This window comes from Aquihabitans sp. G128 (genome assembly GCF_019048865.1).
In the GTDB taxonomy this organism is placed as follows: domain Bacteria; phylum Actinomycetota; class Acidimicrobiia; order Acidimicrobiales; family Iamiaceae; genus Aquihabitans.
Window position 1 is genome coordinate 3503501 of the sequence record NZ_CP077604.1, and the last position, 20594, is coordinate 3524094.

Here is a 20594-nt window from a genome sequence, read left to right on the forward strand (position 1 = left end):
TGGTTGAAGCATCACCTATTCCGAGGAGTTGGGGCTTTTGTCAGGATGCGACCGACCGGTGCTGGTGCGGGCTCACGCCGTAGACCCGCTTGAACGCCGCGCTGAGGGCGAACGGGCTGCCGTAGCCCACCTGCCGGGCGACCGACCCGATGGTGGTGCCCGGCTCCCGCAGGAGGTCGGCGGCCAGGGCGAGGCGCCAACCCGTGAGGAAGGCGATGGGCGGCTCGCCCACCACCTCGCTGAACCGTCGGGCGAACGCCGCCCGGGACACGCCCACCGCTCGAGCCAGCTCGGCGATGGTCCAGGCGTGGGCGGGGTCCTCGTGGAGCAGCCGCAGCGCCGGTCCGACCACCGGGTCGAGGTCGGCCCGCCACCAGGCGGGGGCGGCGTCGCCGGCGCCCGCCAACCAGCGCCGCACCACCGAGATCAGCACCAGGTCGAGCAGCCGGTCGAGCACCGCCTCCTGGCCCGGCTCGTCCCGGGCCACCTCGGCGGCGAGCAGCTCCACCAGGGCGGGGTCCCCCTCGCCGGCCCGCACCACCACGACGTGCGGCAGGGCGTCGAGCAGGCGGCGCGACACCTCGCTGCGCCCCTCGTAGGTGCCGGTGAGCAGCGCCGTCGAGCCGTCGGCGGCGGTGCCCCACGTGCGCGTGCCCAGGCTCCGCGACAGCACCAGCTCCTCGCCGCTGAGGGTGGTGCAGACCTGGCCCGGGTGGATCACCACGGTGGGCTCGGTGCCGGGCTCGTCGGCCACCACGTAGTGGCCGGGGCCCACCACCAGGGCGACGTCGCCCGGCGCGAGCGCCACGGCGGGCCCGACCTCGGGCACGATCCACGCCCCGCCGCGCAGCGCGGCGGCCAGGGTGAGCGGCGCCTCGTCCTCGATCCGCATGGCCCACGGTGGATCGAGCACCGTCCGCAGCAGGAACGCGCCGCGTGCCCGCACCCCCTCCAGCAACCCGGCGATGGCGTCCACGGCGGCGAACCGTAGACGATGGCGCATGGAAACGAGCGCCTGAGCCATGGACCGTCTCGATGCCGTGAGGTCCACTGCTCCCATGACCTCCGAGACCAGCTCCACCCTCGTCACCCTGACCACCACCGCCGCCATCGGCACCGGCCTCGTGGGCGGGGCCTTCTTCGCCTTCTCGTCGTTCGTGATGCACGCCCTCGACGAGCTGCCGCCTGCCCGGGCCATCGAGGCCATGAACGCCATCAACCGCGCCGCGCCGTCGGCGGCGTTCATGACCGCCATCTTCGGCACCGCCGCGGTCTGCGTCGCCGTGGGCGGCACCGCCATCGCCCAGTGGGGCCAACCCGGCAGCACCCACCGCCTGGTGGGCAGCGCCCTCTACCTCGCCGGCGTGGCGGTGACCGTCGGCTTCCACGTCCCCCGCAACGACGCCCTCCTGCTGGTCGACCCCTCCAAGGTCGACGCCGCCCGCACCTGGGCCCGCTACGCCGGCCCCTGGACCCTGGGCAACCACGTCCGCACCCTCACGTCGCTGGGCGCCGCCGTCGCCTTCACCCTCGGCCTCCGGGCCGGTTGAGCCGAGCCGCGGCGGCGGGCCGGCGGTCAGCTGACGAGGGCGTCCGGGGGGAGCGCCACGATGCCCGAGGCGCCGAGGTCGCGCAGCTCCTGCAAGCGGCTCCAGAAGGTCGCGGCGTCGGTGACGATGTGCACGGCAACGAGGTCGTCGCGCTCGGCCAGCGGCAGCATGGTGGGCGCCGCCAGCCCCGGGAACAGCTCGGTGAGCTTGTGGACCTTGGCGGGGTCGAGGTGGAACATCACGTAGCGGTGGCGGCGGGCGTCGAGCACGGCGCGCAGGCGCAGCTCGAACTCGGCCAGCCCGTCGGCGCCGTCGTGGACGAACAGGGCCTGGCAGCTCGCCATCTCGTCGAGCACCCGCAGGCGGTTCTGGGCCAGGCTGCTGCCGGTCTCGCGCAGGTCGACGATGGCGTCGGCCAGGCCGGCGGCGCACACGCCCTCGAGGGCGCCGCCCATGGCGACCACCTTCACGTCGATGCCGCGCTCGGCGAACCACTTGCCGGTGATGACCGGGAGGTGGGTGGCCACGATGGCCCCGCCCAGGTCGGTGGCGTCGGTGCGGCCGTCGTCGTCGCGGCTGGCGACCACGAGGTCGGACCGGGCGGCGCCCAGGTCGATGGCCGGCAGGTGCCCGAGGTCCTCCTCGAGCACGAGGTCGGTGGAGATGAAGGCGGCGTCGACCCGGCCGGTGCCGAGCCAGGCGGCGGCGTCGCGGGGACGCATCTCCACCAGCTCCAGGCCGCCGATGACGGCCCGGGCGCCGGTGCCCCGGAACGACGAGGTCCGGAAGCCGGCGTCGTCGAGCAGGGCGAGGACGAAGTCGCGCAGGCGGCCGCGCGAGGGGATGGCGACGCGGGTGGGGATCACGCTCGCCGCCGGCCCAGCTCGGCGAACACGTCTTCGAGCGACACGCCGCACGCCGTGAGGCCGACCATCAGGTGGAAGACGAGGTCGGCCGACTCCGACACCAGGCGCTCGGTGTCGACGGTGGGCTTGCCCAGCTCGAGGCAGGTCTCGAAGGCCTCTTCCATGATCTTGCGCTCGACGAGGTCGCGGTCGGCGAAGAGCGTGGCGGTGTAGGAGCCCTCCGGGCGCTGCTCGTGGCGGGCACGCAGCACGCCCTCGAGCTCGTGGACCGTTGCTTCCATCGGGGGCACTCCTCAGCGCGGTTCTGCGGGCCCGTGCGCACGAGCCCGTCCGTCGTTGCTACTCGTCCCGTCCTTTCCGGTGCAACCGAACAACCGGTGCCCCGGCCGAACCCGGGGTGGCCCGCAGGTGGCCGGGTAGTGGGCCACCCGTGCTGTACGTCGCGTGGGAGGGCTCGGGATCGGTGGCTGCGCCGGTCGGCGGGCCGTGGTCGGACGTGGCCGTCCTGCAGCCCGGGCTGCTCCTGGTCGACAGCGAGGCCGGCCGCTCGGCGGTGTACCACGGCCTCAAGGACCTGCTGCCGCCCGAGACCCCGCTGCTGGTGGGGCCGCTGGCGGACGACCCCAAGTTCTCCCGCATGGCGCCGGGGACCACGGCGTGGCTCCGCGACCGGTGACCGAGCGGACGGCCGACGGCCGGTGGATCGTGGTGGACGGCCGGCGGTGGCGGGCGAGCGACCCGTCGATACCCGGCGCGCTGCGAGCGGAGCTGGTGGGGTCGCTGATGGACGCCCGCCGGGCCGTGGGGGCGGCGAAGCGGGCGGGCGACGAGGGCGCCGAGGCCGCGGCGCGCCAGCGGGTGCAGCACGCCAAGGTCGCCCTCGGCGAGCGGGGGGAGCCGTGGTGGGAGGAGCCCTCGGCCGACGGCCGGCGGGAGCGCTTCGGCGCTGCGGTCCTCGCCCTGGCCGACCACCGCGCGCCCGATGGCACCACCTGCCCGTCCGATGCCGCTCGGGCCGTGGGCGGCGAGGCGTGGCGCGAGCACATGGACCTCGTGCGCGACGTGGTCCGTGGGCTGGCCGCCGACGGCGAGGTCGAGGTGCTGCAGAAGGGCGAGGTGATCGACGCCGCGGAGCCGTGGAAGGGCCCGGTGCGCATCCGCCGCGCCCGGGCCTGAGCCTCAGCGCTCGGGGGCGAGCTCCTCGACGAGGTCGTCGCCCAGGTCGGTCTCCAGGAGCTCGACCAGGTCGGCCTTCTTGAGCGACGACGCGTGGGCGATGCCCCGCTCGTCGGCCAGGGCGCGCAGCTCAGCGGCGGTCATGGTGTGGAGGTGGTCCTCGGCGGCCTGCTCCTCTCGCTCCTCCTCGAGGTCGTCGTTGCGGGCGCCGTCGCCGCGCAGGAGCGCCGCGAGCCCGTCGGGATCGGCGACGGTGACCGTGAGGCCCGGGTGGCGCAGGAGGCCGAGCGGGTCGATGCCGGTCACCGGCTCGGTGAAGCGGAGGCAGACCCCGCGGTCGCCGTTGGTGGCGAAGGTGAGGCCACGGTCGGCGAAGGACAGGTGGGCCGGCCCGATGGTGCGGGCCAGCGCGTACGGGCCGCTGGTCTCGACGCCGGCGATGTTGCTCAACGGCGTCCGGACCCGCCAGGGCCCGAAGCGGGCCTCCAGGGTGTGCTCGCCGACCTCGACCCAGGCGGTGCCGTGGTGCACGCCGAAGGCCCGGGCGGGCAGGCGGTAGGTGCCGTCGATGGCGAAGGGGAAGCGCTGGGGGCGGTCGGTCGGGGAAGGAGCCATGGTCGGGGGGTACCCGGCACCCCTGGGGCCAGACCGGGTGTGGCGGCTGACCGTCAGCCCACGCCGAACGGGCCCGGCAGGCTCCGGGGCGCGATGAAGAGGCCGCGAGCCTCGGTGAGCAGCTCGCCCTCGTGGCGCATCTCCCCGTGGGCGGTGAACTTCCGGCCCTCGTGCTCGCCCAGCCAAGCCGTCAGCTGCACCGGGGCGAGGACCGGCGTGGTCTTGCGGTACTCGACGGTGAGGTTGGCGGTGAAGCCACCGCCGGCGCCGACCATGGCCGCCATGCCCAGCAGCTCGTCGTAGACGAGGGCGATGACGCCGCCGTGGGCCAGGTCCCAGGGCGGGCCGTTGTGGGCCTCGGCGAAGGTGACCTCGCCGCGCACCACGCGGTCGTCGCCCACGTCCAGCTGCACGCGCGGGGCCATCGGGTTCAGCGGGCCCATGGCCGGCGAGAAGGGGAAGATCTCCGCCGGGTCGGTGGACGGCGAGAACTGCTCGAGGCGGTCCAACCCGGTGTGCCAGAGCGGGCGCCGCGGCGCGCCGAGCTCCAGCACCGCAGCGGCCTCCTGCACCAGCGCAGCGGCTCGCTCGAGGTCGTCGCCGGCCACGACGGTGGTGCGGATGGCGGCCAGCAGCCGTCGGGTCTCGTCGGCCAGGGCCTGCCGCTCGGCGCGGTCGGTGGGGTGCTCGTCCATGGTGGCCGCAGCATGCCAGAGGCACCCGCTCGGTCGGCGCGGGTCCCAGGTCGCTCCGAGGGGTCGCTGCGCGGAGCTAGCTGAGCGGGCCGAAGTCCACCTCGGCGGTCTCGACCGTCTCGGTCGTGCGGCCGGGCGCCGAGGTGAACGACCAGTAGAGGTTGGTGTGGGCGATCACCTGGTCCGGCGGCGGGGCACCCCACTCGGTGAGGTCCTCGGTGGTGTGGGCGTCGGTGACCAGCGTGGCGTCGTAGCCCCGGGCCAGCGCGCCGTGCAGGGTCGAGCGGATGCACGCGCCGGTCTGGGCGCCCACCACCACGAGCCGGCCCACGGACCGGTCGGCCAGCACGCCTTCGAGGTCGGTGTCCTCGAAGGCGTCGCCGTAGCGCTTGCGCACCCGGGCCTCGGCCGCGTCGGGCGCCAGCTCGGGCACGATCTGCCAGCCGTCGCTGCCCTCCTCGGTGCCCCGGCCCTCGTGCTGCACCCAGACGACGGGCACCTGCTCCTGGCGGGCTCGGTCGACGAGGGTGCCGACGTTGGCGACCACGGCGTCTCGCTCGTGGTTGCCCTCGACGACGCCCTGCTGGACGTCGACGACGAGCAGTGCGGTGTTGGGACGGTCTTCGAGGGTGGTCATGCGGGGGGGTCCTGACCTCGGGGGTGGGTGCCCGCCCACGGTACGCGTCCCCGCCGAGGCGCTCCGGCACCGAGCCCTGCGCCGGATCCGGTCGCTGCCGCGGCAGGCTGGGGCCCATGGCTGACGCTGCGCCCGTCGAGGCGATCCAGGTCTACTGGCGGCCGGGGTGCCCGTACTGCAGCTCGCTGCTGCGGCGCCTGCGGTCGAGCGGCCTGCCGCTCGACGAGCGCAACATTTGGAAGGACGGCGAGCACGCGGCGTTCGTGCGCCGCCACGCCGACGGCAACGAGACCGTGCCGACCGTGGCCATCGGCGACACCGTCCTGGTGAACCCCTCGGCCCGCACCGTCGTCGGGCTGGCCGAGCAGGCCGGCCTGGTGGCCACCGAGCAGCCTGGCGGCCGTCGCCTGCGCCGCCGCCGCTGAGCGAGCCGGAGCGGCGTACCGTCGTCGCATGGACCTCGAGCTCACCCCCGACCAGCTGCTCTCCACCACCCGATCGGTGCGCAAGCGCCTCGACCTCGAGCGGCCGGTGGAGCGGGAGGTCATCGAGGAGTGCCTCGAGCTGGCCATCCAGGCGCCCACGGGCTCGAACTCGCAGGGCTGGCAGTTCGTGGTGGTGACCGACCCGGACCTGAAGGCCCAGATCGCCGAGCACTACGCCGCCGGCTTCGACCCCTACTTCGCCGGCAAGGGCGCCAGCTACGACGGCACCGACCCACGCGGCCAGCGCCAGGAGGCGGTCTCCGCCTCGGCCAAGTACCTCCGGGACCACTTCCACGAGGTACCGGCCATGTTGATCCCGTGCCAGGTCGGCCGGGTGCCCGAGGGCGCGCCGTCCATCGCCCACGCCGGCTACTGGGGCTCGCTGCTCCCGGCGGTGTGGAGCTTCATGCTGGCCCTGCGCGCCCGTGGCCTCGGCTCGGCCTGGACCACCCTCCACCTCGTCCGCGAGCGCGAGGTGGCCGAGCTGCTGGGCATCCCCTACGAGACCTGCACGCAGGCCGGCCTGTTCCCCATCGCCTACACCAAGGGCACCGACTTCAAGCCCGCCAGCCGCCTCCCCGCCACCGACCTCACCCACTGGAACACCTGGTAGGTCCCGGGCCACGCCCGTCGCCCAACGATCACCGGGCCGACACCCGGCGACCACCGTCCGGTCACCTGGGCGTCGCCCGGGAGCAGCAGCCTTCGGCCGTGGAACGACGACGCTTTCTCCAGCTCGGTGCGACGGTCGGGGTGGGGGCGTCGGTCGCGGCGTCTCCGCTGCTCTCGGGCCTGGTCGGCGCCCGCCCGCTGCCCACCTCCGTCGCCACCGGCCGGGCCTACGTGCCGGTCCCGGCGTACCCCGCGGGTGTGGTCTCGGGCGATCCCACCAGCTCCGGCATCGTCCTCTGGACCCGCATCGATCCCGTCGTCGCCGGAGCGGGGACGACGGTCGGGTGGCAGGTCGCGTCGGACCCGGCGTTCCCAGCCGGGTCCATCGTCGCCTCGGGCAGCGCGCCCACCGTGCCCACTGCGGACCACACCGTGCACGCCGAGGTCACCGGCCTCGCGCCCGGGACCACCTACTGGTACCGCTTCGACGTCGCCGGCACGGCCAGCCCCGTCGGCCGCACCCGGACCTTGCCGGTGGGCCAGGTCGACCACCTGCGCATCGCCTACTTCTCGTGCCAGCGCTACGTGCACGGCTACTTCGACGCCCACGCCGACCTCGCGGCTCGCGCCCTCGACCCGGCCACCGACGTCGACCTGGTGATCTGCCTCGGTGACTACGTCTACGAGGCCGGTCCCGCCGACGACGTGACGGTCGCCGGCCGCGTGGACCCCGAGGCCGAGACCGTCACGCACGAGGACTTCCGTCGGCAGTACCACCTCTACCGGACCGACCTCGACCTCCAGGCCATGCACGCCGCCTTCCCGATGGTGGCGATCTTCGACAACCACGACGGCTTCAGCCAGCCGTCGGACCCGGCCGGGCCCGGCGCCCGCTCGGCGTTCTTCGAGCAGATGCCCGTGCGCCGCAACGACGAGGAGCCGAACCGCCAGTACCGCTCCTTCGCCCTCGGCGACCTGTGCGAGCTGTTCCTGCTCGACGAGCGCCAGTACCGCGACCCGATCGCCGAGAGCGGCCCCAACGCCCTGGGCACCACCACCGTCGAGCAGCCCCTGGTGGTGGCCGAGGGCCGCACCATGCTGGGCGCCGCCCAGAAGGCGTGGCTCCAGGACAGCCTGGCGGGCTCGTCCGCGGCGTGGAAGATCCTCGGCAGCCAGCTGGTGTTCTCGCCCCTGCGCTCGCAGCTCCTGCCCGACGTGCAGGCAGCCGCCGGCGACGGGCCCCAGCGCAACGCCGGCCGCTACGTGAACCTGATCGGCTGGGACGGCTACCAGGCCGAGCGCCGCGAGCTGGTGGACCACCTCGTCGACGCCGGGGTCGACGACGTGCTGGCCATCGCCGGCGATGCCCACTTCTGGACCACCTCGGAGCTGCCCCAGGACTGGGACGACCCGGCGTCGATCCCGGTGCTGGCCGAGTTCGCCGGCAGCTCGGTGACCTCCGCCAACGCCGGCGAGGAGCCCGGCCTGCCCGGCAACGACCTCATCCGCCCGGTGGTGGCCAAGGCCAACCCGTACCACCTGCGCTACATCGAGGTCACCACGCACGGCTACGGCCTGATCGACCTCACATCTTCCGGGGCCAGCGTCAGCTACATCAGCCCCGAGAGCATCACCGTCCCGGACGCGCCCTCCGCCGTGCTGGCCCGCTTCGAGGTCGACCGGGGCAGCGCCGTCGTCCGCCAGGTCGAGGGCACCGGCTTCCTGCCCCGCCCCGCCGTCGACCCCGCCCCGCCCACCACCACCGTGCCCGGCGAGCCCGGGCCCGGCACCGCCGTCCCAGCCGCCCCCGTGGCCGGCGCCCCCAGCTACACCGGCTGACCGAACACCGCCGGCGGCGGCCCGCGGGACGCGTGCTCGTCATGATCGAGGTCCCGGCGCGTTCTGTGCGGTGTGAGGGAGCGCAGCGGGTCGTGGAGGGCCAAGGTGGCGGTGGCGGGCGTGCTCGCCGTCGTGAGCGTGGCCCTGGGGGCGTGCGGCAGCAGTGGGTCGCCGAGCGGGGGAGCGGCCGACCAGACGGCGGCCGCGTCTTCGCTCGACCCGTGCGTGGGCGTGCCCGATCGTGCAGCCATCACCCAGGCCACGGGCTTGGACGGGTTGGGCGAGCCGGCGTCGGTGGCCGACCGTTGCACGTTCGCTTCCATCGATGACCCCGGTCGGGTGGCCATCGCCTTCGCCCACCAGGGCCCGGCCGGGTGGGAGGTCCTCCGCGCGGCCGGCCTCGAGCCGCTCGCCGACCTGCCGGGCGCCATCGCCGATGACGACGAGGTGGCCGTGCTGGTGGACGACGACGTGTTCTCGGTCCAGCTCGTGGTGGCAGGACAAGGGGGCCAGGCCACCCGGGCCGACGCCATCGCCCTGCTCCGCGTGGGGCAAGGCCTGAACCAGACTGCGGCCGCGCCCGGGGGCGCCGGGGTCATTCGATCTCGGTGCCGTCGGGGCGGTGGGTGTGGAGCTGGCCGTGTTCGTCGCGGCGGACGGTGTAGCCGTGCTCCTTGCGTCGGTTGTGCCTCCCGCAGGCGGGTGCCCCGTTGTCGGGGCTGGTTCTGCCGCCGGCGGCCCAGGGTTGGAGGTGATCGGTCTGGCAGTGGTGGACCGGGGTCTGGCAGCCGGGCCAGTAGCAGTGGCGGTGGGCGATGGTGGCGGCGAGCTGGGCGGGACCGGTGAAGAGCCGGACCCGGCGCCCGACGTCGACCACCACCCCGTCGGCGCCAAGCACGACGCGCCGGATCCGGCCGAGCAGGGCGACGGCGACCGCAGCGGTGGCCTCGACGGGGTAGCCCTGTTCGGTGTGGCACCGGTAGCGGCCCGATGCCGTGGCGAGGTCGAGGTCGAGCGGGTCTCGGCGGGGTTCGGGGTCGGTGCCGGCGAGGCGGGTGGCTTCGCGGGTGAAGGTCTCGTGGTCGATGACGAGGTCGGTCGTGACCGTGGTGCCGGTCTCGGCGGTGAGCCCGGCGGCGGCGAGGTCGTGGAGGTGGGCCTCGGCGTCGGCGCGGCGGTGGGCGTCGGTGCGGGCCAGGTCCTCGACGGTGGCGGCGTCGCCGTGCTCGGCGCGGGCCTTCTCCCAGTCGAGCGCGCTCTCGGCGTCGATGGCGGCGTCGAGCACGGCGCGCAGGCGGGCGCCCTGCAGCGAACCGAAGCGAGCGGTGAGCCGCCAGGACAGGTCCGGGAGCTGGATCAGCTTGGCGTCGCGCTGCTGGTGGTTGCGCTCATCGGCGCTGCGGGTGCCGTCTTCGTCGGTGAGGCGGACCCAGTCGAGGAGCTTGCGGTCGAGCTCGTCGTAGGCGAGCCGCTCGCCGAGCACGGCGAGGTGCTCGTCGAGCTCGCACAGCTCGGCGCGGACCCGTTCGTTGGCGTGGGCCCGGGCGATGGCGCCGAGGTGGCAGAACCCGATGCGGCCCGACGCGAACCCTTCACGCACCGCGGGCAGGTCCCGCAGCGCCCGGGCCGCCTGGGCGCGCCGTCGGGCCTCGGCATCGGACAGGCGGGCGTTGTGGCGCAACCACACCCGCACGGTGCCGTGGCCATCGACGCGGTGCAGGCCCCGCCGCTCCACCCGATCCACGAGGTCGATCTGGGCGGCCTGCGCCAAGCGCACCAGCACCTCCAGCTCCCGGGTGCACCGCACCGCATCGACGGCATCGACCGGCTCGACCCCCGCCACCGACAGCGCGGCGAAGCCAGCGGCGATCTGATCGATCGCTCCTGCTGTCGCACGGTCCTGCACCTTCGAGGCCATGGTTCGACCCTACGCAGGGGGTCTGACAACGTTCCGTGCTTCTTGCAGGCCTGTGAAGATCTTTTGACCCTTCTGCCAGGGCTTGCGGCGGGCGTGGGTCGTGGCACGGCCTACGGATCGGTTAGCAACCAGCCGTCGAGGGCGTCGGGGCCCGAAGCGCGGTCGCACCGGGCGTCGTCCGGGCAGTCGTACTCCTCGCCGCCGAAGAGGAGCAGGCCGCCGTCGGCCCAGCAGCTCTGCAGCTCGCGCTGGCGCCCCTGGCCCCGCGGCGGGGCCGGCACGGCCCTCCACCGGTCGGCCTCCGGGTCGTAGGCGGCGCCGGGCACGAACAGCTCCGCCCCGCTCCAGACCGGCGGGTAGCCCCAGCGAGCCCGGGCGACCGGGTTCGGGGCCACCGAGCGCCACGGCGACGGCCCGCCGTCGGCGACGTCCAAGGCGTGCCACGCCTCTCGGTCGCTCTCCTGGAAGTAGACCACCGACCCGCCGGCGACCCCCGGCAGGAGGTGCAGCGCCCGCGAGCCGGGCGGCGCCTCCACCTGACGCCACGATCCTGCGCCTGGGTCGAGGACCCACGGTCGCCCGTCCCAGTTGGTGGTGGCCACCAGCCGGTCAGCCGCCACCGTGAGGTCGATCGACCCGGAACCGTCGTCGTAGGGAGAGGCGGCGTAGGGACCAGGGGCGATCGCGGTGGCGGCGCCGGTGCGGGTGTCGACCCGGAACGCGTCCAGCCCCGGGTCGTGACGTCCGGTCGGCGACGCCGTGCTCCGGCCGGCCACCACCAGGCCCCCGTCGGCCACCACGGCCTGCTGGGCAGCTCCCCGCAACCCCTCCTGGACCTGTCCGACGCTCGCCACGTAGCGCCACGTGTCGGTGGCCGGGGCGTAGGCGGCGATCCCGTAGAGGGGGTTGGTCTCGCTGGCCTTCCACGGCGCCGCGGAGTCGGGCTCGAGCAGGCCGAGGAACACCTCCTGGCCGTCCCACACGCCGAAGCCGCCCGCCACCGCACCGGCCGGCGCGTCGGCCATCGCCTGCCAGCGACCCGTCGAGGGGAGCCACGCCGCTCCGCTCGGCGGGTGGCCACCGCTCTCGCCGAGCGCATCGCTGGACCCGCTCCACGCGAGGAGGCGGTCACCCGCCCAGACCGAGGTGGTGCCGAACCGCTCCGACAGCGGCGCGGCGCCGATGCGGTGCCACGCAGCGCGGGGCGCACCGTCGGGCCGGAAAGCCGGGGTGGCGTCGATGCGGCGCTGGCTGGAGCTGCCGTCGGCCCGAGCCAGGGCCCACGCCGTGCCGGCGCCCACCGCGACCGTGGGCGCGGCGGCGCCCAGCAGGAAGTGGCGGCGCTGCGCCAGCTCGCCGCGGCGATGCTCCACGAGCGCATCCACCCGGGCCCGCCGGGCGGCCGCATCCGGCATGGCGGCCAGGTCGGCGAGCTCGCCGCGCAGGCGGTCCTCGAACGGGGTGCTGGGCTCTCGGTCAGGCATCGAACGGCTCCTTCTCGACGGCATCGGGGCTGAGGTCGACGGCGAGCGCGGCCAGGGCGCGACTGCCTCGGGACTTGACCGTGCCGGGGCTGATGCCCAGCGCTTCGGCGGTGGCGGCCTCGGACAGGTCGGCCCAGTAGCGGAGCACGACCACGGCCCGCTGAGCCACCGGCAGGCGACCGAGGGCCTCGGCGAGCGCCACCCGATCCGCCGCCTCGTCCTCCACGGTGCCCTGGCCCCGGCCCTCGCCGGTGCGCCGGCCGGTCCAGCGCCGATCGCGGCCGCGGCTGCGGAAGCGGTCCTTGGCCTCGTTGACCACGGCACGACGGAGGTAGGCGGCGGGATCGCGGACGGGACGCCGGTCCCATCCTCGCCACGCGCGCCACGGCGGCGGCCACGACATCGTCTGCCAGGTCGGCGTCACCGCACACCAGCCAGGCCACGCGCCACAGGTGGTCGCGCTGGTCCCGCCAGACCGCCTCGAAGCCACCAGGAAGTTCGCGCACCACCCCTCCGGACGACGCGACCCTACGTACGGTTCCACCCGGCAGCCGGCCAGCGTCGGGAGGCCATGACCGCCAGCGATGAGACACCCGAGCGCAGGAACGACACCGGGCCGGCCCTGGGGGCCGGCCCGGTGCAAACACCCTGGTGGTCGGAACCGGCGTCGATCCGGTGACCTATCGCTTTTCAGGCGATCGCTCTGCCAACTGAGCTACCCGACCGTGGGGTTGCCCGGCGGTCGGACGAATCCGACCGCCAGAGCGGTCCCGACGGGATTTGAACCCGCGACCTCCGGCTTGACAGGCCGGCGTGCACTCCAAACTGCACCACGGGACCACGGAGCCCATCGACCGAGGTCGGTGGGGCCCTTCCCCGTTTCCGGGGCGAGGGGCAACCTACCGGTCCCCGTCCGCGAGCCGCAAACGGGAACCCGGCCCCGGAACTCCCGGGCCGGCCGAACCGGTGCCCCCGTAGCGTCCCCCCTGAATGACCGGCAGCGATCGCACCCCCGTCCGCCCCCTGCCCCCGGGGGTGGTGCTGCGCACCGAGCGGCCGACCGACGTCGACGGGATCTCAGCGGTGGTGGAGGCGGCCTTCGCCAGTGCCCCCCACGCCGCGCTGGTGGCGGCCATCCGTGCCTCGCCGGCCTTCGAGCCCGAGCTCTCGGTGGTGGCGGTCGACGGCGCCGAGGTCGTGGGCCACGTGATGATCAGCGGGGTCGGCCTGGTGGGCGACGACGGCGTGACCCGCACCGTCCCGTCGCTCTCGCCGCTGTCGGTGCGTCCGGACCACCAGGCCGTGGGCATCGGCTCGGCGTTGGTGCGCGAGGTGCTGGCCCGTGCCGGCGCGGCCGGCCACGCCCTGGTGGTCCTGGAGGGCGACCCCGGCTACTACTCCCGGCTGGGGTTCGAGGCGTCGGGACCGCACGGCATCGCCATCGACCTCCCGTCGTGGGCCCCGCCCGAGGCCGCCCAGGTCGCCGTCCTCGCCACCCCCGACCCGCGGCTGCGGGGCCGCATCGCCTACCCGCCCGCCTTCGCCCTGGTGGAGGAGTAGCTAGCCGGGCATCTGGGGCTGCTTGGGGGCGTCGAGCCAGGCGGTGAAGAAGGCCTTCAGGTCCTTGCCGCTGACCTGCTCGGCGAGGGCCTCGAACTCGGCGGTGGTGGCGTTGCCGCCGTCGTGCTCGGCGAACCAGGTCCGCAGGACCTCGAAGAAGGCATCGTCGCCGATGGTGCGGCGCAGGGCGTGCAAGGCGCGGGCGCCGCCCTCGTAGACCGAGCCGTCAAAGGTGGCGGCGGCCTGGGGATCGGTGACCGCGAGGCCGCTCGGCTCGCGGCCGGCATCGGCGCTGGCGAGCACGTCGATGTCCTCGCCGAGGTGGGCGCGGTAGAGCCAGTCGGCGTAGGTGGCGAAGCCCTCGTTGAGCCAGAGGTCGCTCCAGCGCTCGGGGCTGACCGCGTCGCCGAACCACTGGTGGGCCACCTCGTGGGCCAGGGCCCACGTCTTGCCATCGCCCACGGCGTCGAGGCCGAACAGCGGCCGGGTCTGGGTCTCCAGCGCCAGGCCCAGGGAGGTGGCCACGACGATGGCCCCGGCGTCGTCGTCGGGGTAGGCGCCGAAGGTGTCGCTGTAGAAGGCGAGGATGGCGTCGAGCTCGTCGAAGCCCTTGCGGGACGCCTCCGGCACGCCCTTGGGGAAGGCGAACACCACCTGCACGTCGCCCGGGCCCTCGCGCTGCACCAGGTCGTAGTCGCCCATGGCGGCCAGCACGAGGTACGACGCCATGGGGTGGTCGGTGGTCCACACCCACTGGCGGCGGTCGCCCACGACCTTGCTCGACGTCAGCCGGCCGTTGGCGATGCCGGTGACCGCCTTGGGCGTGTCGAGGGTGATGGTCCAGGTGGCCTTGTCCGACGGGTGGTCGTTGACCGGGACCCAGGTGGACGTGCCGCTGGGCTCGGACATGGTGAACCAGCCGCCGAGGCTGTCGGCCTGCCAGCCCACCGGGACCCCGAGGGCGGGGAACTCGCCGGGCTCGGGGGTGCCGGCGTAGCGCAGCTCCAGGGTCACCTCCTTGCCCGGGCGCAGGGCCTTGGCCGGGGTCACGGTGATCTGGTCGCCGTCGACGGAGACCTTCGCCGCCTGCTTCCCGATGGTGGCCTCGGAGACCTCGGGCCCCTTGAGGTCGAGCGTGAACGACTTCAGGGCCTTGGCCGTGCGGGGCTGGAGGGTGATGGCCACCGTGCCGGAGATGCCGGGCTTCGACGGGTCGGCGGTGACCTCCACCGCGTAGTGCGACACGTCGATGCGCGGGTCGCCCAAGCCGTCGAACACCGGGTCGGCGACGTCGGCCACCTTGGGGTCGGCCGGAGCGACGTCGGCCGGCGCCTGGCCGGGGAACGTGGTGGTGGTCGGTGCCTCGGTGGTGGTGGTGCTCGGCCGGGCGGAGGAGGTGGTGGTCGACCGGTCGCCGGTGGTGGGCGGCGAGGCGTCGCTGCCGCTGGTGGTGCACGCGGCGGCGCCCCCGCCCAGCAGGGCGACGGCCAGCACCGCCAGCCCCATCGCCCGCGCCCGCCCGAGCCTGGTCACGCCGTGGTGTCGCGGTCTCGGTCGCCGCTGAGGGCCAGCGACAGCTCGATCGGGGGCACCACCTCGAGCTGCTCGAAGGTGCAGGCCTCGGGCTCCTTGTCGGTGCGCCAGCGCTGGAAGCGGGCCGTGTGGCGGAAGCGGCCGTTGTCGACGCGCTCGTAGGCCACCTCGGTCACCAGCTCGGGGCGCAGCAGCGTGAACGACAGGTCCTTCTTGGCGTTCCAGCGCGACACCGCGCCGGGCAGCCGCCCGGTCTCGTTCGACGCGTGGGCGGCCTCGTCCATCCATTGCCCCCACGGGTGCGACGAGAAGTCGGTGGTCACGTACGGCGCCAGCTCGTCGCGCAGCTCGGCCCGGCGGGCGGCGGAGAAGCTCGACGCCACGCCCAGGTTGTGGAGGCGGCCCTCGTCGTCGTAGAGGCCGAGCATCAGCGAGCCCGGGCCGTCGCCGCTCTTGTGCTCGCGGAAGCCGGCCACCACGCAGTCGGCGGTGCGCAGGTGCTTGACCTTGAGCTGGGCCCGCTTGTTCGGGAGGTAGGTGCCGTCGGCCTTCTTGGCCATGACGCCGTCGAGGCCGGCGCCCTCGAAGCGCGAGAACCAGTCGGTGGCCCGGGCCCGGTCGAACGTGCCCGGCGTGAGGTGGACGGGGGCGTCGGCCCCGTCGAGCGCCTGCTCCAGGAGGGCGCGGCGCTCGGCGAGAGGTACCTCCAGGAGCGAACGGTCGTCGAGGGCGAGGAGGTCGAACGCCACGAACGACGCCGGGGTCTCGCCGGCCAGGAGGTCGACGCGGGACTTGGCGGGGTGGATGCGCTGCTGGAGGGCGTCGAAGTCGAGGCCGTTCGGCCCGGCCACCACCACCTCGCCGTCGACCACGCAGCGGTCGGGCAGCGCGGCGCGCAGCGGCTCGAGCAGCTCGGGGAAGTAGCGGGTGAGCGGCTTCTCGTTGCGCGACCCGAGCTCGATGTCGTCGCCGTCGCGGAAGACGATGCAGCGGAACCCGTCCCACTTGGGCTCGAACCAGTACTCGCCCTCCGGCGCCTCGGGCAGCTCCGGGGTGGACTTGGCCAACATGGGCAGCAGCGGGGGCATCACCGGCAGGTCCATCGGGCGAGCGTAGGCCCCGGCTGCGGACGAATTTCCGACGGCGAGGATTGGCGCCGAGACGCCGGGGGTATGTCGGGCGTCACGCCACCCGGATTGGTCGGCCGACAGGGGAGACGGCCAACCGGAACAGGAGCAGGGGATGCCAACAGGACCCGCAGCGCGCCGCCCACGGTGGCGCGGCGCCGCCGTCGCCGTGACCGGGCTGTTCCTCGCCGCCGGCCTCGCCGCGTGCGGTGGGGGCGGTGACGAGGGCGGCGTCCCCACCCTCAACTGGTACGTGTACAACGAGCCGTCGGGGGCCTTCACCGACGCCGCTTCGGCGTGCAACGAGGCGGCCGACGGCAAGTACCGGATCAAGGCGGTGAACCTGCCGAACAACGCCGACGAGCAGCGCGAGCAGCTCGTGCGGCGCCTGGCGGCCAAGGACAGCAGCATCGACATCATCGGCATGGACGTGATCTGGACCGCCGAGTTCGCCGAGGCGGGGTGGATCAAGCCCATCCCGAAGGCGGAAGCCGACCAGGTCACCAAGGGCCGGCTCGCCCCGGCCGTGAAGACGGCCACCTACAAGGACCGGCTCTACGCCGCCCCCTTCAACTCCAACGCCGAGATGCTCTGGTACCGGGCCGACGTCACCAAGGAGCCGCCGGCCACCTGGGGCGAGATGATCTCCGAAGCCGCCAAGCTCCGCGCAGCCGGCAAGCCGGACATGATGCTCGGCCAGGGCCAGCGCTACGAGGGCCTGGTGGTGTGGTTCACCTCGCTGCTGGAGTCAGCCGGGGGCCACGTGCTCAACGCCGACGGCACCAAGGTCTCCCTCGCCGAAGGCCCCACCAAGAAGGCCCTGCAGATCATGCGGGACTTCTCCCGGTCGCCGTCGACGCCCGACAACTTCGCCACGGCCCGCGAGGACGACGGCCGGCTCGAGTGGGAGAAGGGCACCGCCGCCTTCATGACCAACTACTCCTTCGTCTGGCCGTCGGCCAACGGCAACGCCCCGGCCATCGCCGCCCAGATGCGCTGGGCCCGGTTCCCCGGGGTCGATGCCGACACGCCGTCGAAGGTCGCCATCGGCGGGTTCAACCTGGGCGTGGGCGGCTTCTCGAAGCACGCCGACCTCGCCGCCGAGGCGGTGTCGTGCCTGGTCGGCGACGACAACCAGATCGTCAACGCCACCAAGGGCGGCCTGCTGCCCGTGACCGAGTCGCTCTACGACGACAAGGAGCTCACCGAGGCCACCGTCGAGGTGACCGTCGACGGCAAGAAGAAGAAGGTCAAGGCCTTCCCCTACGCCGACGTCATCAAGGCCGAGCTCAAGGACGCCGTGGTCCGGCCCCAAACCCCGTACTACAACGACGTCGCCCTGGCGATCTCCCGGACGCTGCACCCCACCCGGGGCATCGACCCCGACAAGGACGTCGAACGGCTGCGCAAGGCCATCACCGATGCGCTCAACGGGGAGGGCCTGCTGTGACCGCCACGACCGCTGCACCTGCGAAGCAGCCGCCCGAGCCCGATCCCGAGGCGAAGGCCATGGGCAAGAAGGGCCTGAGCGCCCGGGCCCGGTCCGAGCGCAAGCTCGGCTGGATGCTCTGCGCCCCGGCCGTCTTCGTGATGCTGCTCGTCACGGCGTACCCCATCGGGTACGCGTTCTGGCTCTCGCTCCAGCGCTACGACCTGCGCTTCCCCGACGACCACAAGTTCGTGGGGTTCAAGAACTACGGCGCGGTGCTCGGCAACAGCCTCTGGTGGCAGGACCTCACCAACACCCTGGTGATCACCTTCTTCTCGGTGATCGTCGAGCTGGTGCTCGGCTTCGCCCTGGCCTTCGTCATGCACCGGGTGATCTTCGGCCGGTCCATCGTGCGGTCCTCGATCCTGGTGCCCTACGGGATCATCACCGTCGTCGCCGCCTTCACCTGGCGCTTCGCCTTCGACCCCACCACGGGGTTCGTCAACGGCCTGCTGGGCACCGATCGCAGCTGGTTCACCGAGCAGTGGTCGAGCTACTTCGTGATCATCTTCACCGAGGTGTGGAAGACCACGCCGTTCATGTCGCTGCTGCTGCTGGCCGGGTTCACCCTGGTGCCCCAGGACGTCGTCGACGCCGCCCGGGTCGACGGCGCCACCACGCCGCAGCGGCTGCGCACGATCATCATCCCGCTGATGAAGCCGGCCATCCTCGTGGCCGTCCTCTTCCGCACGCTCGACGCCTTCCGCATCTTCGACACGGTCTACGTGCAGACCCGGGGCGCCCAGAACACCGAGACCGTGTCGATCATCGGCTACCAGACGCTGATCAGCCGGTTGAACCTGGGCCTCGGCTCGGCGGTGTCGGTGCTGATCTTCGGCTGCGTGCTGATCATCGCGTTCTTGTTCGTCAAGGGCTTCGGCACCAGCCTCGCCCAGCAGCGAGGAGAGACCCCGTGAGCGAGCCCACCACCCGCGACCGCGTCTTCTGGGGGGCGGGCATCGTCGTCGTCATCGCCTACGCCCTCATCCCGGTGGCGTGGATCGTGTCGCTGTCGCTGAAGCCGGCATCGGAGATCACCAACGGCAAGTTCTTCCCGAAGAACCCCACGTTCGACAACTTCAGCGCCATCAAGGACGACCCGCAGTTCCCCTCGGCGCTGCGCAACTCGCTGATCATCGCCCTGATCTCGACGGTGCTGGCGGTGGCGCTCGCCACGCTGGCGGCCTACGCCATCGTGCGGCTCGACTTCCCGGGCAAGACGCTGATCATGTCCGGCGCGCTGGCCATCGCCATGTTCCCGCCCGTGGCGATCATCGGCCCGCTGTTCAACATGTGGCGGTCGCTGCACCTGTTCGACACCTGGTTCGGGCTGATCATCCCGTACATGACCTTCACGCTGCCCATGGCGATCTGGACGTTGAGCGCCTTCTTCCGGGAGATCCCCTGGGACCTCGACAAGGCGGCCCGGGTCGACGGGGCCACGCCCTTCCAGGCGTTCCGCAAGGTCATCGCCCCGCTGGCGGCGCCGGGCATGTTCACCTCGGCGATCCTCGTCTTCATCTTCGCCTGGAACGACTTCCTGTTCGCCACCGCCCTCACGTCCACGAACAAGGCCCGCACGGTGCCGGCGGCCATCACGTTCTTCACCGGCGCCTCGCAGTTCGACTTCCCCTACGGCCAGATCGCGGCCGCCTCGGTGGTCGTCACCATCCCGATCATCGTGATGGTCCTCATCTTCCAGCGCCGCATCGTCGCCGGGCTCACGTCCGGCGCGGTCAAGGGCTAAGGCAAGGAGCTCCCCATGGCAGAGATCCAGCTCGACAAGGTCACCAAGAAGTACCCCGACGGCACCACGGCGGTGCACGAGGCCGACTTCACCATCGGCGACGGCGAGTTCTTCATCCTCGTCGGGCCCTCCGGCTGCGGGAAGTCCACGCTGCTCAACATGATCGTGGGCCTCCAGGACATCTCCGAGGGCGAGCTCAAGGTCGACGGCAAGGTGGTGAACGACCTGGACCCCAAGGACCGCAACATGGCCATGGTGTTCCAGAGCTACGCCATCTATCCGCACATGACCGTGCGGGAGAACATGGAGTTCCCGCTCAAGATCAAGAAGATGGACAAGGCCGAGATCAAGCGCCGGGTCGAAGAGGCCAGCGCCGTGCTCGAGCTCGACGATCTGCTCGACCGCAAGCCGGCCAACCTGTCCGGCGGCCAGCGCCAGCGGGTGGCCATGGGCCGGGCCATCGTGCGCGACAACACCGCGGCGTTCCTCATGGACGAGCCGCTGTCGAACCTCGACGCCAAGCTGCGGGTGCAGATGCGCACCGCCATCTCCAAGCTCCAGCAGCGGCTGGGCACCACCACCATCTACGTCACCCACGACCAGACCGAGGCGCTCACCCTGGGCGACCGGGTGGCGGTCATGCGCAAGGGCTTCGTGCAGCAGGTGGGCACGCCCCGAGAGCTCTACAACGAGCCCGACAACCTGTTCGTCGCCGGCTTCATCGGCTCGCCGGCCATGAACCTGCTGCCGGCCCACATGGAGGGCGACCACCTCCACCTGCCCATGACCGACTTCGCCGTCACCGACGACATGAAGCAGAGGCTCCGCGGCCGCCACTCCGACCGCCTGGTGGCCGGCATCCGCCCCGAGCACTTCGAGGACGCGTCGCTGGTGTCGGACGACGCCAACCTCCACGGCGTCACCTTCACCGCCAAGATCGACGTGATCGAGTGGATGGGCTCGGAGCTCTACGCCTACTTCACCGTCGACCCCGGCGAGGGCCGTGAGGAGCTGCAGGAGTACGCCGAGGACCTCGGCACCGTCGAGTTCGCCAACGACGGCGGCTCGCAGGTCGTGGCCCGGCTCGACGCCAACTCCAAGGCCGCCGAGGGCGAGGAGCTCAAGCTCTGGCTCGACATCGACCGCGTGCACCTGTTCGACGCCAAGGACGGCCAGAACCTGCAGAACCCCACCGGTGAGACCGGCGAGGTCCCCGTGGTCGAGGCCCCGGTCCGCGACACCCCGGCCGAGGCGTAGCCCG

Annotated in this window: 22 protein-coding genes and 2 tRNA genes; 11 read left to right on the top strand and 13 right to left on the bottom strand. The window is 73.1% G+C overall.

The features are described 5' to 3' along the window. Positions 1-40 precede the first annotated feature (40 nt). Positions 41-976 carry an AraC family transcriptional regulator gene (locus KSP35_RS16730; RefSeq protein ID WP_216996950.1) on the bottom strand — a complete coding sequence of 312 codons (936 nt, stop codon included), beginning with the start codon at positions 974-976 and terminating at the stop codon, positions 41-43. A gap of 82 nt (positions 977-1058) precedes the next feature. Here KSP35_RS16730 and KSP35_RS16735 point away from each other — a divergent pair, with 82 nt between their 5' ends. After that, positions 1059-1550 carry a DUF1772 domain-containing protein gene (locus tag KSP35_RS16735; RefSeq protein WP_216996951.1) on the top strand — a complete coding sequence of 164 codons (492 nt, stop codon included), beginning with the start codon at positions 1059-1061 and terminating at the stop codon, positions 1548-1550. 26 nt (positions 1551-1576) lie between these two features. Here the strand turns inward: KSP35_RS16735 and hisG are convergent, their stop codons facing one another. Together hisG and hisE are read right to left on the bottom strand one after the other, a co-directional pair. Further along, positions 1577-2416 carry an ATP phosphoribosyltransferase gene (hisG, locus tag KSP35_RS16740; RefSeq protein ID WP_216996952.1) on the bottom strand — a complete coding sequence of 280 codons (840 nt, stop codon included), beginning with the start codon at positions 2414-2416 and terminating at the stop codon, positions 1577-1579. Then, positions 2413-2697 (bottom strand): phosphoribosyl-ATP diphosphatase, encoded by a 285-nt coding sequence (gene hisE / locus KSP35_RS16745; protein WP_216996953.1) that lies wholly within the window; start codon positions 2695-2697, stop codon positions 2413-2415. The genes hisG and hisE overlap by 4 nt, the downstream gene beginning before the upstream one ends. 149 nt (positions 2698-2846) lie before the next feature. On the opposite strand from hisE, the gene KSP35_RS16750 reads away from it, so the two are divergent. Then, positions 2847-3092 carry a hypothetical protein gene (locus KSP35_RS16750; protein ID WP_216996954.1) on the top strand — a complete coding sequence of 82 codons (246 nt, stop codon included), beginning with the start codon at positions 2847-2849 and terminating at the stop codon, positions 3090-3092. Continuing rightward, positions 3089-3592, top strand: a complete 504-nt coding sequence (locus KSP35_RS16755; protein WP_216996955.1) for a DUF3253 domain-containing protein — start codon at positions 3089-3091, stop codon at positions 3590-3592. The genes KSP35_RS16750 and KSP35_RS16755 overlap by 4 nt, the downstream gene beginning before the upstream one ends. A gap of 3 nt (positions 3593-3595) precedes the next feature. On the opposite strand, the gene KSP35_RS16760 is transcribed toward KSP35_RS16755, so the two are convergent. From KSP35_RS16760 to KSP35_RS16770, 3 genes are all read right to left on the bottom strand, one after another. Next, the gene (locus KSP35_RS16760; protein ID WP_216996956.1) at positions 3596-4207 is read right to left on the bottom strand and encodes a Rho termination factor N-terminal domain-containing protein; all 612 of its coding nucleotides are present in this window, start codon (positions 4205-4207) and stop codon (positions 3596-3598) included. Positions 4208-4260: 53 nt separating this feature from the next. Then, positions 4261-4902 (bottom strand): PaaI family thioesterase, encoded by a 642-nt coding sequence (locus tag KSP35_RS16765; RefSeq protein WP_216996957.1) that lies wholly within the window; start codon positions 4900-4902, stop codon positions 4261-4263. A 76-nt stretch (positions 4903-4978) separates the two neighbouring features. Beyond that, positions 4979-5539 carry a cysteine hydrolase family protein gene (locus tag KSP35_RS16770; protein ID WP_216996958.1) on the bottom strand — a complete coding sequence of 187 codons (561 nt, stop codon included), beginning with the start codon at positions 5537-5539 and terminating at the stop codon, positions 4979-4981. Positions 5540-5655: 116 nt separating this feature from the next. Between KSP35_RS16770 and KSP35_RS16775 the strand changes: the two genes are divergently transcribed. From KSP35_RS16775 to KSP35_RS16785, 3 genes are all read left to right on the top strand, one after another. Continuing rightward, positions 5656-5964, top strand: a complete 309-nt coding sequence (locus tag KSP35_RS16775) for a glutaredoxin domain-containing protein (protein ID WP_216996959.1) — start codon at positions 5656-5658, stop codon at positions 5962-5964. 28 nt (positions 5965-5992) lie between these two features. Next, entirely contained in the window at positions 5993-6637 is a 645-nt protein-coding gene (locus tag KSP35_RS16780) for a nitroreductase family protein (protein WP_216996960.1), read from the top strand. 98 nt (positions 6638-6735) lie between these two features. After that, complete coding sequence (locus KSP35_RS16785) at positions 6736-8475, top strand: alkaline phosphatase (protein WP_216996961.1); 1740 nt, start codon at positions 6736-6738, stop codon at positions 8473-8475. Positions 8476-9070: 595 nt separating this feature from the next. On the opposite strand, the gene KSP35_RS16790 is transcribed toward KSP35_RS16785, so the two are convergent. The 5 genes from KSP35_RS16790 to KSP35_RS16810 form a co-directional block, all read right to left on the bottom strand. Beyond that, on the bottom strand, positions 9071-10393 hold the full coding sequence (locus KSP35_RS16790) for an HNH endonuclease signature motif containing protein (RefSeq protein ID WP_216996962.1): 1323 nt from the start codon (positions 10391-10393) through the stop codon (positions 9071-9073). Positions 10394-10503: 110 nt separating this feature from the next. Beyond that, positions 10504-11877 carry a hypothetical protein gene (locus KSP35_RS16795; protein ID WP_216996963.1) on the bottom strand — a complete coding sequence of 458 codons (1374 nt, stop codon included), beginning with the start codon at positions 11875-11877 and terminating at the stop codon, positions 10504-10506. Next, positions 11870-12196 (bottom strand): sigma factor-like helix-turn-helix DNA-binding protein, encoded by a 327-nt coding sequence (locus KSP35_RS16800; RefSeq protein WP_254126812.1) that lies wholly within the window; start codon positions 12194-12196, stop codon positions 11870-11872. The genes KSP35_RS16795 and KSP35_RS16800 overlap by 8 nt, the downstream gene beginning before the upstream one ends. 330 nt (positions 12197-12526) lie before the next feature. After that, positions 12527-12602: transfer RNA gene (locus KSP35_RS16805), tRNA-Phe, on the bottom strand. A gap of 40 nt (positions 12603-12642) precedes the next feature. Further along, positions 12643-12717: transfer RNA gene (locus KSP35_RS16810), tRNA-Asp, on the bottom strand. A 150-nt stretch (positions 12718-12867) separates the two neighbouring features. Between KSP35_RS16810 and KSP35_RS16815 the strand changes: the two genes are divergently transcribed. Next, the gene (locus KSP35_RS16815; RefSeq protein ID WP_216996965.1) at positions 12868-13437 is read left to right on the top strand and encodes a GNAT family N-acetyltransferase; all 570 of its coding nucleotides are present in this window, start codon (positions 12868-12870) and stop codon (positions 13435-13437) included. On the opposite strand, the gene KSP35_RS16820 is transcribed toward KSP35_RS16815, so the two are convergent. Together KSP35_RS16820 and KSP35_RS16825 are read right to left on the bottom strand one after the other, a co-directional pair. After that, the gene (locus KSP35_RS16820; protein ID WP_216996966.1) at positions 13438-14970 is read right to left on the bottom strand and encodes a M1 family metallopeptidase; all 1533 of its coding nucleotides are present in this window, start codon (positions 14968-14970) and stop codon (positions 13438-13440) included. Further along, positions 14967-16073, bottom strand: a complete 1107-nt coding sequence (locus KSP35_RS16825; protein WP_216996967.1) for an ATP-dependent DNA ligase — start codon at positions 16071-16073, stop codon at positions 14967-14969. Before KSP35_RS16825 ends, KSP35_RS16820 begins: the two co-directional genes overlap by 4 nt. Positions 16074-16212: 139 nt before the next feature. Here KSP35_RS16825 and KSP35_RS16830 point away from each other — a divergent pair, with 139 nt between their 5' ends. Genes KSP35_RS16830 through KSP35_RS16845 form a run of 4 tightly spaced genes read left to right on the top strand, consistent with a single transcriptional unit; the run spans position 16213 to position 20590 of the window. Next, positions 16213-17547, top strand: a complete 1335-nt coding sequence (locus KSP35_RS16830; protein WP_216996968.1) for an ABC transporter substrate-binding protein — start codon at positions 16213-16215, stop codon at positions 17545-17547. A 59-nt stretch (positions 17548-17606) separates the two neighbouring features. Continuing rightward, complete coding sequence (locus KSP35_RS16835) at positions 17607-18503, top strand: carbohydrate ABC transporter permease (RefSeq protein ID WP_217002263.1); 897 nt, start codon at positions 17607-17609, stop codon at positions 18501-18503. Then, a complete protein-coding gene (locus KSP35_RS16840) occupies positions 18500-19333 on the top strand; it encodes a carbohydrate ABC transporter permease (RefSeq protein WP_254126814.1) in 834 nt (277 codons plus the stop codon). The genes KSP35_RS16835 and KSP35_RS16840 overlap by 4 nt, the downstream gene beginning before the upstream one ends. Positions 19334-19348: 15 nt before the next feature. Continuing rightward, positions 19349-20590: an ABC transporter ATP-binding protein gene (locus KSP35_RS16845; RefSeq protein ID WP_216996969.1), complete on the top strand. Its 1242-nt coding sequence runs from the start codon at positions 19349-19351 to the stop codon at positions 20588-20590. Positions 20591-20594 lie beyond the last annotated feature (4 nt).